The sequence below is a fragment of the Mycolicibacterium bacteremicum genome (genome assembly GCF_002086115.1).
Classification (GTDB): Bacteria; Actinomycetota; Actinomycetes; order Mycobacteriales; family Mycobacteriaceae; genus Mycobacterium; species Mycobacterium bacteremicum.
Map to the genome: position 1 here is coordinate 231,118 of NZ_MVHJ01000005.1, position 12,673 is coordinate 243,790.

General features: G+C 68.0%; 10 protein-coding genes. 7 read left to right on the forward strand and 3 right to left on the reverse strand.

The window, feature by feature from the left end; genetic code table 11:
• Positions 1 to 26 precede the first annotated feature (26 nt).
• On the forward strand, positions 27 to 1,226 hold the full coding sequence (locus BST17_RS08305; protein ID WP_083056981.1) for an acyl-CoA dehydrogenase family protein: 1,200 nt from the start codon (positions 27 to 29) through the stop codon (positions 1,224 to 1,226).
• Between the two features lie 9 nt (positions 1,227 to 1,235).
• Here BST17_RS08305 and BST17_RS08310 read toward each other — a convergent pair whose 3' ends face one another.
• Complete coding sequence (locus BST17_RS08310; RefSeq protein WP_083057133.1) at positions 1,236 to 1,688, reverse strand: MaoC family dehydratase; 453 nt, start codon at positions 1,686 to 1,688, stop codon at positions 1,236 to 1,238.
• Between the two features lie 413 nt (positions 1,689 to 2,101).
• On the opposite strand from BST17_RS08310, the gene BST17_RS08315 reads away from it, so the two are divergent.
• From BST17_RS08315 to BST17_RS08325, 3 genes are read left to right on the forward strand one after another with little or no spacing between them, the layout of a single operon-like run.
• A complete protein-coding gene (locus BST17_RS08315) occupies positions 2,102 to 2,863 on the forward strand; it encodes a hypothetical protein (protein WP_083056983.1) in 762 nt (253 codons plus the stop codon).
• Positions 2,860 to 5,004 (forward strand): Rv1355c family protein, encoded by a 2,145-nt coding sequence (locus tag BST17_RS08320; protein ID WP_083056985.1) that lies wholly within the window; start codon positions 2,860 to 2,862, stop codon positions 5,002 to 5,004. The genes BST17_RS08315 and BST17_RS08320 overlap by 4 nt, the downstream gene beginning before the upstream one ends.
• Positions 5,005 to 6,846, forward strand: a complete 1,842-nt coding sequence (locus BST17_RS08325; protein ID WP_083056987.1) for a putative bifunctional diguanylate cyclase/phosphodiesterase — start codon at positions 5,005 to 5,007, stop codon at positions 6,844 to 6,846.
• Between the two features lie 13 nt (positions 6,847 to 6,859).
• Here the strand turns inward: BST17_RS08325 and BST17_RS08330 are convergent, their stop codons facing one another.
• On the reverse strand, positions 6,860 to 7,618 hold the full coding sequence (locus tag BST17_RS08330) for an FAD-binding protein (RefSeq protein ID WP_083056989.1): 759 nt from the start codon (positions 7,616 to 7,618) through the stop codon (positions 6,860 to 6,862).
• Between the two features lie 391 nt (positions 7,619 to 8,009).
• Between BST17_RS08330 and BST17_RS08335 the strand changes: the two genes are divergently transcribed.
• Together BST17_RS08335 and BST17_RS08340 are read left to right on the forward strand one after the other, a co-directional pair.
• A complete protein-coding gene (locus BST17_RS08335) occupies positions 8,010 to 9,242 on the forward strand; it encodes an acyl-CoA dehydrogenase family protein (protein WP_083056991.1) in 1,233 nt (410 codons plus the stop codon).
• Entirely contained in the window at positions 9,243 to 10,358 is a 1,116-nt protein-coding gene (locus BST17_RS08340) for an acyl-CoA dehydrogenase family protein (RefSeq protein WP_083056993.1), read from the forward strand.
• Positions 10,359 to 10,365: 7 nt separating this feature from the next.
• Here the strand turns inward: BST17_RS08340 and BST17_RS08345 are convergent, their stop codons facing one another.
• On the reverse strand, positions 10,366 to 11,937 hold the full coding sequence (locus BST17_RS08345) for an FAD-dependent oxidoreductase (protein ID WP_083056995.1): 1,572 nt from the start codon (positions 11,935 to 11,937) through the stop codon (positions 10,366 to 10,368).
• A 148-nt stretch (positions 11,938 to 12,085) separates the two neighbouring features.
• Here BST17_RS08345 and BST17_RS08350 point away from each other — a divergent pair, with 148 nt between their 5' ends.
• On the forward strand, positions 12,086 to 12,667 hold the full coding sequence (locus BST17_RS08350; protein WP_083056997.1) for a TetR family transcriptional regulator: 582 nt from the start codon (positions 12,086 to 12,088) through the stop codon (positions 12,665 to 12,667).
• Positions 12,668 to 12,673: the final 6 nt, after the last annotated feature.

Here is a 12,673-nt window from a genome sequence, read left to right on the forward strand (position 1 = left end):
CCCGGTTCCACAGGAGGACCCCGCCGATGGCCGAGAGCGTCACCGCACCGCAGTCGACAGACACCGTCTCGGATGCCGACTTCGCCGACATCCTTGCCGCCACCAGGCAGTTCATCCGCACCCAGGTGGTGCCGCGGGAGTCGGAGATCATGGCCGCCGACCGGGTGCCCGACGATATCCGCGAGCAGGCCAAGAACATGGGCCTGTTCGGGTACGCCATCCCCGCCGAATGGGGTGGGCTGGGACTGAACCTGGTCCAGGACGTCGAACTGGCGCTCGAATTCGGCTACACCAGCCTGGCCCTGCGGTCGATGTTCGGCACCAACAACGGCATCGCCGGTCAGGTCCTGGTCGGCTTCGGCACCGACGAACAGAAGGCGCGCTGGCTGGAGGGTATCGCCTCGGGTGCGGTCGTCGCGTCCTTCGCGCTCACCGAGCCCGGCGCCGGGTCGAACCCGGCGGGGTTGCGCACCAAGGCCGTTCGCGATGGCGACGACTGGGTGATCACCGGCCAGAAGCAGTACATCACCAATGCTCCCGACGCCGACCTGTTCATCGTCTTCGCGCGCACCCGGCCAGCCGATGCCGACGGCCCGGGCATCGCGGTGTTCCTGGTCCCCGCGGACGCACCGGGGCTGACCGTCGGGGCGAAGGACGCCAAGATGGGCCAGGAGGGTGCGTGGACCTCCGATGTGACCTTCGACGAGGTGCGCGTCGGCCATGACACCCTCATCGGCGGCAGCGAGGACATCGGCTACCGAGCGGCGATGACCTCGCTGGCCCGCGGGCGTGTGCACATCGCCGCGCTGGCCGTCGGCAGCGCACAGCGCGCGCTCGACGAATCAATCGACTACGCCGCGACCGCGACCCAGGGCGGCACCCCGATCGGCAGCTTCCAACTGGTGCAGGCCATGCTGGCCGACCAGCAGACCGGGGTGATGGCCGGCCGAGCCATGGTCCGCGAGGCCGCGCGGCTCTGGGTGACCGGTGAGGACCGGCGCATCGCCCCGTCATCGGCGAAGTTGTTCTGCACCGAGATGGCGGGCAAGGTCGCCGATCTGGCCGTCCAGATCCACGGCGGCAGCGGCTACATGCGCGAGGTACCGGTGGAGCGCATCTACCGCGAGGTGCGGTTGCTACGCCTCTACGAGGGCACCAGCGAGATCCAGCGCCTCATCATCGGCGGCGGGCTGGTCAAGAACGCCCAGCGCCGGATGACGAGCTGAGCCGGCGAGCTACGCGATGTAGCGGATGATCGATTCCGCGACGGCTGCCGGCTTGTCCGAGCCCTCGATTTCGACGGTGATGGTGACGGTCGACTGGGCCGCACCGTCGAGCTTCGCCACATCGGTGATGACGGCCTTCGCGCGGATGCGTGCACCCACCTTGACCGGAGTGATGAAGCGGACCTTGTTGTAGCCGTAGTTGACGGCCAGTGAGATGCCTTTGACGCCGTAGAGGTGGTGCGAGAAGTACGGCAGCAGAGACAGCGTCAGCAGACCGTGCGCAATCGTGCCGCCGAACGGGCCGCCGGCGGCACGCTCGGGATCGACGTGGATCCACTGCCGATCCTCGGTGGCTTCGGCAAATTGGTTCACCCGGTCCTGGTCGATCTCCAGCCAATCGGTGGGTCCGAGTTCGGTACCCGCCGCCGCCACCAACTCGTCGAGATTTTCGAAAACCTTCACGTGCTTCTCCCTTCGCAGGACCCCAGTGGCCGCCATGTCATGCATAGCGCCTGGGTCCCGTCCCGTCGCCACCGGGTCGGCGTTCGGCCACTCGACGTTCGCGGGCGACGGCAGCGAATACGGGTAACCGCCCCGCTTTGTCGGAACTTATAGAAAACTCAGCGCCGTGAAGATCAAATTTGCCGTAACTGACGCGCGCGATAATTTTGCCAAAGTCAGCCGCATTTGAATTCATCGGTGACTAATTGCCAGAACGCACAAAAAAGAATTCTGGCTACTAATGTCAGTCCGTGCCACTTAATTAATCCTGGCGTCTTCGCAGGATATAGCGATACTTAACTGGACTATTCGAAATTCTCCAGGGACCATACGCCGGTGTGGCAACGTCCCGTACCGATCGGTGGGTTAAGTCTATGAGCGTCTCAATCGCCGAAGCCGGCATTAGCGTCCTCCCCGACAATGCGTCTGTCCAGTGGTGGGATCGCGATACCGATTGCACCCTGGTGCTCGCGACACCGTCCGCCGAACCCGAACTCTGGGACGATTTCATCGATGGCGCGTTGCGCAGCTACCGCAAACACGGCGTCGAGCGGGCCATCGATCCGAGCACACTGGCCGACCCGGAGACGACGTCGTTGTTCCTCACGGCGATCGACGATGCCGGCCGGGCCATCGGCGGCGTCCGGGCCCAGGGGCCCTACCGCCACGCCGACGAATCGCATGCCGTGGTGGAGTGGGCCGGCCAGGACGCACTGCCCAAGGTGCGCAAGATGATCGCCGACCGCATCCCGTTCGGTGTCGTCGAGATCAAGACCGCGTGGTCGGCCGATGACCGTCCGGTCGACCGGGAGCGCGGCCGGCTGCTCACCCCCGTGCTCGCCCGCATGCCGTTACACGCGACCCTGGTGCTTGGCGCCAAGTTCGCGATGGCCACGGCGGCCGCCCACGTCCTGGCACGCTGGGAGTCCTCCGGCGGTGTGGTTGTCACCCGCATCCCGGCCACGCCGTACCCCGACGAACGATATGAGACGAAGATGATGTGGTGGGACCACGCAGAATTCACCCGCACCGCCGATCCGGAACAGATCCTGGCCACCCGCGCCGAGGCCCGTGTGCTGGCGCCCATGCTCGACCAGCTGACGGCCCCCGACAACGCGATGCTGACCGGCCTGTGAGCGACGCCCATGCCGCCAGAGTCCTGACCGAAGGCAATCCCGACGACGCAAAACTGTTGTGGGAGCTGCGCGCCCGACCCGACATCGAGTTCATCGACAATGTCGGGCGGCAGCGGGCCGCACTGCAGACCTTGACCCCGCTACCCGGGGCCGACCTGCAAGACGAACCGTTCCGGTGGGTGTACTACCCGTGGCGGCGGTCTGTGGTGGCGATGCTGGGTCCGGGCGCCTACCGGCGACTGCGGCTCGACCGTAACCGCAATCTCATCACCGACGCCGAACAGGACACCCTGGCGCAACTGCGGGTCGGGGTGATCGGGCTGAGCGTCGGCCACGTCATCGCCCACACCCTGGCGGCCCAGGGAATCTGCGGTGAGCTGCGCCTGGCGGATTTCGACGAACTCGAGGCCGCCAACCTGAACCGGGTGCCCGCCACCGTGTTCGACGAGGGCATCAACAAGGCAACCATCGCGGCCCGCCGGATCGCCGAGCTGGATCCCTATCTGAGAGTGCAGGTGCACGGCAGCGCGATCACCGCCGACACCATCGACGCCTTCCTCGACGGCCTCGACATCGTGGTCGAGGAATGTGACTCGCTGGACACCAAGGCGCTGGTTCGCGAGGCCGCCCGCGCGCGCCGCATCCCGGTGCTGATGACCACCAGCGACCGCGGACTGCTCGACGTGGAACGCTTCGACCTGCACCCCGAACGTCCGATCCTGCACGGCCTGTTGGGCGATGTCGACACCGCCGACCTGGCCGGCCTCAGCAGCACCGACAAGGTGCCCTACGTGCTCGGGTTACTCGACGCCAAGGCACTCTCGGCGCGGATGGCGGCATCGCTCTGCGAGGTGGGCGAAACGCTTTCGACCTGGCCGCAACTGGCGGGCGAGGTGGTACTCGGCGCCGCGCTGATCGCCGAATCGGTGCGCCGGATCGGCCTGGGCGAACCGCTGGCCTCGGGCAGGACCCGACTCGATGCCGGCGCCGTGCTCGACGAGGTGTCCGATCCGCTGGATGACCGGCGGCCGCCGCCCGATACCCAGATCGACGATCACGCCGCCGACCCGTCCTTCGATTCGGCGCTGCAGGCCATGGCCTATGCCGCGCACCGGGCGCCGTCGGGCGGCAATTCCCAGCCGTGGTTGATCGATATCCGGGAGTCCGGCCTGGAGCTACGGGTCGATCCGCAGCGCACCAGCCAGATGGATGTCGAATTCCGAGGTAGTGCAGTCGCACTCGGCGCGGCGGCGCTCAACGCACAGATCGCCGCCGCCGCGCACGGCCACGGCAGCCGGCTGCACATCGGCACCGGCGACGGCTCGCCACTGCAGATCTCGGTGGCACTGGACGGCCGTCCCGACCCGGCGCTTGCCGAGTTGTACGAACCGATGCTGCAGCGTGCCACCAATCGTCACCACGGCGCGCCGATCACGTTCAGCGCCGAGCTGCGCGCGGCTCTGCACGGGGCCGCGGACGCGCACGGCGGTCGGCTGCGCCTGATCACCGAGAGCGGCGAAATTCAGCGATGCGCCGAGGTTCTCGCCGAGGCCGATCGTATTCGCTATCTGACCAACCGGCTGCACTCGGAGATGTTTGCTGAGATCTGGTCGCCCGGCGACCCCTCCCCCGAGTACGGCATCGATGTGCGGACGCTGGAACTGCCCGCCTCCGATCTCGCGGTGCTCGACGTGCTGCGGCGCTCGGAGGTGATGGACGAATTGGCGCGCTGGGACGCGGGATCGGTGCTCGGCAGCAATACGCGTGACCGGGTCGGCGGGGCGTCCGCGGTCGCGGTGATCTCGGTCGGCGGCCGCACCCTCGCCGACTACGCCCGTGCCGGTGCGGCGGTCGAAGCGGTGTGGATCACAGCCCAGACAGCAGGTTTGGCGGTGCAACCGGTGTCACCGGCTTTCCTGTATGCCCACGATGATCACGAATTGGCACAGTTGGCCCCGGCATACTCCGAACAACTGGGACGTCTGCAATACACTCTTCGCAGGCTTACCGGTACTCCGCCGGAGGAGGCGCAGGCGTTGGTGCTGAGAATCACCGAGGCACCTCGCCCGTCGCTGCGAAGTCGTCGGCGGCCACTGAGCTACACGACGTCGCTTCCGGCGACACCACATCGAGAGGTCTAGGTGCCCCGCAGCCTCGAACTGGTCGTCACGGCCGCCGCAACGCGATTGAGCGCCGTCGATGCCGCGACCGCCGCGAGCGTGAGCCAGCAGGTACTGGCCGAACTGGTCGCATACTTCAACGTCGATTTCAGCTTTCTGCGGCACAACGACCACGCGATCCACGCGACCCGGCTGATCGCCGAGTGGCCGACGCGACCCGCCGATGTCGACCCGGATCCGCTGGAGCTGATCTATTTCGCCGATGCCGACCCGGTCTTCGCCATGGCCGAGCATCTCAAGGAGCCAACGGTCTTCCGGCCCGAGGCCACCGACGACTACCAGCACACCATCGAAGCCGGGCGGCACATCCCGACCACATCGATGGCGTGCGTGCCGTTGCTCTCCGGCGATGTCACCACCGGCGTCATCGGCTTCGTCAAGATCGGTGTCCGGGAGTGGAGCGAGGAGGAGCTCAACGCACTGGTCGCCATCGCCACGCTGTTTGCCCACGTGCAGGCGCGGGTGAACGCCGAGGATCGCCTGCGTTTTCTGGCCGAGCACGACCACCTCACCGGTCTGCACAACCGGCGGGCATTGATGGCACACCTGGACGCCCGCCTGGCCGAGGGGCAGCCCGGGCCCGTCACGGCGCTGTTCTTCGACCTCGACCGGCTCAAGGCGATCAACGACTACCTCGGCCACACCGCCGGTGACCGCTTCATCCGGGTGCTCGCCGAGCGCCTGGACCACGCGGTGGGCCCCAGCATGATCGCCCGGCTCGGCGGCGACGAGTTCGTGGTCGTCCCCGAGACGCCGACCACCATCGAGATGGCCGAGGATCTGGCCCACCGCCTGCAGGCGGTGCTGTCCCAGCGGGTGCCCATCGACGGTGAGATGGTGACCCGATCGGTCAGTATCGGTGTGGCCCTCGGCATTCCAGGCCGCGACAGCACCTCTGATTTGCTGCGCCGCGCCGATCAGGCGGTGTTGACGGCGAAGAACACCGGCGGCAACCAGGTCACGGTGTACTCGGATGCGATCGCGCTCGAGAGCGAGTTCCGCAACGATATCGAGCTGCATCTGCAGAGCGTCATCGAAACCGATGCGCTGTTCCTGCGCTACCTGCCCGAGATCGACATGCGCACCGGCAAGATCCTGGCCACCGAGGCTCTGGTCCGCTGGCAGCATCCGACGCGTGGGCTGCTGTCCCCCGACGCGTTCATCGGGGTGGCCGAATCCATCAATCTGGCAGGCGAACTCGGCCGGTGGGTGATGCGCACGGCGTGCTCGGAATTCGCGCGCTGGCGCGCGGCCGGCGTCGGCGACGACATCGTGTTGCGCGTCAACGTCTCACCGGTGCAGTTGGTCGCCGACGGGTTCGTCGAATCGGTCGCGGCGATCCTTGCCGAATACGACATCGACGCCGGTTCGGTCTGCCTGGAGATCACCGAGAGCGTCGTCGTGCAGGACATCGAGACCACCCGCATCACGCTGGCCGGCCTGCATGAGGTCGGCGTGCAGGTCGCCATCGATGATTTCGGCACCGGGTACAGCGTGCTGTCGCTGCTCAAATCGCTTCCGGTGGAGGCGTTGAAGATCGACAAGAGCTTCGTGCGCGACCTGGGATCGAGCCCGGGCGACCTGGCCATCGTGCGGGCGATCATCGCGTTGGCGGAGGCCTTCGGGCTGCAGCTGGTGGCCGAGGGCGTGGAGACCGAGGCCGCGGCCGTCACGCTGCTGCGGCACGGCTGCCACCGGGCACAGGGGTTTTTGCTCTCGCGCCCCATCTCGGGCGAGGAGATGGAGGCGCTGCTGCGCAGAGGCCGTGTGTCGGTGGACTTCTCGCCGGGGCTCCGGCCCTGAGGAAGCCCGGCCCCTAGGACTCCGGCGGTTCGACCTCGCGCAGCACCTCGAGCCTGCCGAAGCGTGCGGCCCGTTGCCCGACCAGACTGATCCGGCCGCCGGGGTCCAGTGGCATCTCGCTCAGTTCGACGTGGTCGGCGGTGACCGCCACACCCACCCGGGCGCGCACGGCCCACGGGCCGTCCGGAGTGTCGAGCACCACACCCGCGATCCGGTCGTCCTCACCGAAGACGATGCGGTGCAGCGTGCTGTCGGCGGTCACCTCGATATTGCGGTCGGCGGCCAGCTCGTCGAGCCAGGCGGTCAGCGTGCGACCACCGCTGGTCACCTCGGCCAGCGTCGCGACCTCGATGGCCGAGCCGCCCATGGTGCGCATGGCCACGGTCGGCCAGTACGCGACGCGGGTGAACATCACCCCGTACGGCGATCCCAGGCACCGTGCCGCCCAGTCCCACAGCCGTGCGCCCACGAACGTCTCGACCTGGGCGCGGCGGCCGGTGTCGACCCGCCCGGGGGTGTACGCGTTGCGCATCGCGAGTTCGGGTGCCTCGATGACCGGCAGTTCGTCACCGAGCGCCTCGAAGTAGGCGGCGGTCGCCGGATCATCGCGTCGCGGCAGCCATCCATGTGCGGTCCCGGCGGGCTCGGGCCGGGCCGAGTCCGGCGGCCGTGCCACGATCACGTCCAGGTCGGCGTCGGCCGCGGCGATGGCGCACGCCAGGCCCGCGGGCCCGGCGCCGACGGCCACCAGATCGACCTCGTCGTCCCACACTTCGTTATCAACCTCACAGTAGCTGTGTTCTCCGCCACTGTGACAAACCTCGGAGTTTGGCAACTTATCTGTCATCGCGTACCAACGTAGCTGTAGTCGACTACCCGCGTTGCATATGAATTCTGGCAAAGATGTGCCGCGATCCACGCGGGGGTACGGGGGAGTTTGCCAGCGCGGATCACGGCAACATCACGAGGATAACATTCGGCTCCCGTTCCGGATCTCCGGCGAAACAACGTGCCCGCCGATGCGGGTCCCGAGCGCAACAAAGCCACGAGCCACCCTATGTCGGCGTCGGCGTAGACCCGTCCAACCGAAGATTTCCCAACCGCGGTTTCGACTGCTACTTATATATCTAAGTTAGATATCCGGACGGAAAGGGGCAGACGGCATGGACCTGAGCTGGTCGGAGGCGGACATCGCCTTCCGTGACGAGGTCCGCCAGTTCATGGCGGACCGGATGACCCCGGAAATACAGCGCGCCGGCCGCCTGATGACCAGCGTCTACAGCGATCACGAGGCCAGCCTGGCGTGGCAGGCGATCCTGCACGAGCGCGGCTGGGCGGCCCCGGCATGGCCGGTGGAGTACGGCGGATGCGACTGGAGCCTGACCCAGCACTACATCTTCAGCCGGGAGTCCCAACTGGCCGGCGCGCCGTCACTGTCCCCGATGGGCATCCGCATGGTCGCCCACGCCATCGTGAAGTTCGGCACACCGGAGCAGAAGGACTATTTCCTGCCCCGCATCCTCACCGCCGAGGTGTTCTTCTGCCAGGGTTACTCTGAACCCGAGGCCGGGTCCGACCTGGCGGCGCTGTCCATGGCGGCGGTCTCCGACGGTGACGATCTGATCTGCACCGGCAGCAAGATCTGGACCACCCACGCCACCGAGGCCAACTGGATGTTCGCCCTCGTCCGCACCTCCCGCACCGGCAAGAAGCAACACGGCATCACCTTTGTCCTGGTCGACATGAACACCCCGGGCATCGAGGTTCGCCCGCTGGTCATGACGTCCGGCGAGGAGGTGCAGAGCCAGGTCTTCTTCGACGAGGTCCGGGTGCCCAAGGCCAACGTCATCGGCAACATCGACGAGGGCTGGACCGTGGCCAAGTACCTGCTCGAGTTCGAGCGGGGCGGCGGTGCCACCGCCCCCGCCCTGCAGGTCATGGCCGAAGACGTGGCTCGGGTGGCCGCCGAGCAGCCCGCGCCCGGCGGTGGCGTCCTCATCGACGACCCCGCCTTCTCCCGCAAGCTCGCCGATGCCCGGATCCGCACCGAGGTACTGGAGATCCTGGAGTACCGCGTGCTGGCCGCGCTCGCCGGTGGCGGGCACCCCGGCGCCGCGTCCTCGATGCTCAAGGTCATCTCCACCGAACTGAGCCAGACGCTCACCGAACTGGCGATGGAGGCTGCCGGGCCACGTGGGCGGGCATACCAGCCGCATGCCACCTGCCCGGGCGGACCCATCGCCGACTTCGAGCCACCCGCCGACGGATACCTCACCGGTGAGCCGTGGCAGGCCGTTGCCCCGTTGCGCTACTTCAACGACCGGGCCGGTTCGATCTACGCCGGCAGCAACGAGATCCAGCGCAACATCCTCGCCAAAGCAGAGTTGGGACTGTAGATGGACTTCACCCTCACCGACGAGCAGGAACTGCTGCGCGACGGCCTCACCAAGTTTCTCGCCACCCGCTACGGCCTCGAATCCAGCCGTGCCGCGGCCAAACTGGGCCCTGGTTGGCAGCCGGAGATATGGCGCTCCTTCGCCGAGGAGCTCGGCATCCTGGGTGCCGCGATGCCCGAGGAGGTCGGCGGTATCGGCGGCGGGCCGGTCGAGGTGATGGTGATCGCCGAGGCGCTGGGCCACGCCCTGGTCGTCGAACCGTACGTCGACACGGTGGTGGTGGCGGGTGGCCTGCTGCAACGGGCCGGCGGTCCGATCGCCGACGCGCTGTCCGAGCAGATTGCCGCGGGCACGGCGGTGGTGTCAGTGGCCGCCACCGAGGCGGCCTTCGGCGACCACTGGCAGGACGCCCGCACCACCGCCCGCCCCGACGGCGAGGGTTGGCTGCTGGACGGGTCCAAGATCACGGTGCTCAACGCGCCGCTGGCCACCCACCTGCTGGTGACCGCGACGACGCAGGCCGGACTCTCGCTGTTCCTGGTCGATCTGGCGGATCAACCCTCCGGACTGACGATGCACGGGTACCGCACGGTCGATGACCGCCGGGCCGCCGACATCGAGTTCACCGGTGTCCGCGCGGTGCTGCTGGGCACCGACGGCGCCGCCGGGGAGTCGGTGGAGCAGGCCCGCGACGAGGGCGCCGCCGCGGTCGCCGCCGAGGCGGTGGGCAACATGCGAAAGGTGCTGGCGGACACCGTCGAATACTGCAAGCAGCGACAGCAGTTCGGCACACCCATCGGCACCTTCCAGGCGTTGCAGCACCGCATGGTGGACATGCACATCGAGCTGGAGCAGTCGGTGGCCGCGGTGTATCTCGCGGTGCTGAACCTACAGGCCGAGCCGGCACAACGCGCCCGCGCGGTATCGGCGGCCAAGGCCACGGTGGGCCGCGCCGCCCGATTCATCGGCCAGAACGCCGTGCAGTTGCACGGTGGTATGGGCATGACCGAGGAATTGGCGATCGGGCACTACTTCAAGCGGTTGACCGCTGTGCAGTACGAGTTCGGTTCCACCGACCGGCATCTGGCGCGCTACGCCGAGCTGACCCGCCCCTGACCCCGGCTCACGTCCAGCCGGCCGCGCTGCGCATCTCCGGGATGCCGATGAACTTGATCCGCGGCCGGTCGGTCGCCGCGCCGCGTGCCCGTTCGGCGGCGTCGATGGCCCGCCAGCCCGACCAGTCCACCGGTCGGGTGCCGTTGTTGGAAAGCAGTGCCTGCAGCGAGTCCGCACCGGCCACCTCGCGGGCCAGCGCGCCGGCGCAGTGGTCACGCCACAGGGTGTCGACGGTCTCCTCGGCGCAGCCGCGGTTGCTGCCGATGACCCCGCGCGGACCACGCTTGATCCAGCCCGTCACGTAACTGCCGGGGCAGTCGCAGACGCGGCCGTCCTCGTTGGGCACCACCCCCGCCGCGTCGTCGAAGGGGAGTCCGGGCACCGGTACCCCGCGGTATCCGATCGACCGCAGCACCAGCGATGTCTCGAGCACCTCGTCGCCGCCCTCGCCGGTGACCCGTAACCCTGTCACATGATCGTCACCGAGAATCTCCACCGGAGACGTCATGAAGCGGAACACAATTCGTTTGTTACCTGCCGTGGCGGGCCGCGCCGCGAAGTCCCGGGCGATGTCCAGTTTCAGCGTCGCCCACAGATCGGTGTCGTCCGCCGGGTCCGGCAACGGCCCGTCGATGACGACGTCGACACCGCCGAGGTGTCCCAGCGCCAGGAATTCGCCGACCGAGAAGGCAGCGTCGGCGACACCTCGCCGGCCCAGGATCACCACCTCGCGGATAGCGCTGTCCCGCAGAGCCGTCAGCGCATGATCGGCGATATCGGTTCGGCCGAGCGCATCGGGGTCCAGCAGCATCATCCGGGCCGCGTCGAGGGCGACGTTACCGTTGCCGACGATCACCACCCGCTCGCTGTCCAGCGCGAAACACCGCTCGGCGTGGTCGGGATGGCCGTTGTACCAGCCGACGAAGTCCGCGGCCGGATGGCTGCCGGGCAGCTGCTCGCCCGGCACGGCGAGGCTGCGGCTGGCGCCTGCCCCGACCGCGTAGATCACCGCATGATGGTGGGCCAGCAGATCCTCATGGGTCAGGTCGCGGCCGATCTCCACCCCGAGGTGGCAGCCGAACCGCGGGTTGGTGAAGACACGGTCGAAGAGGCCCACCACCGACTTGCTGTGCTGATGGTCCGGAGCGACGCCGGCCCGGATCAGTCCGAACGGCGTGGGCAGCCGCTCGAACAGGTTGACCCGTACCCCGTCGATGGCGATGAGTTCGGCGGCGGCGTAACACGCGGCCGGCCCGGCGCCGACGATCGCCACCGTCAGTTCGCCGTCGCCGACCGATCGCGACGGCCGCTGCGGGGTGGTATCCGGCTGCAGTGGGTGCCGTTCGAAGTAGGCGGCGTTGATCTCGCGGAAGCGCTCCTGAGCGGGCGGTAGATCCTCTTCGTAGTGGATCGCGTCGACCGGGCACTCGTCGAAGCAGGCGCCACAGTCGATGCAGGCCTCCGGGTCGATGTAGAGCATGTCGGCCGCCGATGCATCCACCGGCCGGATGCAGTCCACCGGACACACGGGCACGCAACTGGCGTCCTTGCAGCAGTTCTGCGTGATCACATATGCCACGGCTCCCCCTCGGCGATTACTGGACAGTTGTCTGGTTAGCGTAGGCGATACCGCCGACGATTTCACGCCCGTGCAGCCGATCGACGGTGAAATGGCTGTTCAAATAGCTGATGTTGCGCGCTGGACCGCGTAGCGATACCTTGGACACATGTCCAGCCCAGCGGTGGCTGATGTCACCTATCTGCAGGATCAGGAATCCCGGCGCAAGCACACGCACCGGCAGGTGTTCGGTGCCGCGGCGGCGATCCTGGCCGCCCGCACCGAAACATCGCTGGCCGAACTGGCCGCGCGGGCACGAATCGCACCGGCCGCCGTGTCGGCGCACTTCCCCACCGTCGACGCGGTCTTCGCCGAGCTGTACCTGACCCGGTTGCACGACCTGCCGCTCGTGATCGACCCGGCGGCCGGTATGCGGGCCCGGGTCAGCGAACAGCTGCGCGCGATCACACTCGTGGTGGCCGATGAGCCGCTGCTCGCCGCGGCATGCGCGCAGGCGCTGCTGCGCGAGGACGACGATGCGGTCGCCGGGGTGCGCGCCCGGGTGGCCGCCGAGGTGCACCGCCGCACCGCCGCCGCACTCGGCATGGGCGCCTGGCCGGAGGTTCTCGATACCGTGGAGACGCTGTTCTGGGGGGCACTGCTCCAGGTGCGGGCCCGGGTGATGAGCTACCACGCGATGGCCGACCGGTTGGACACCATGCTGGAACTGGTGCTGCCCGACATCGACTGATCCGCG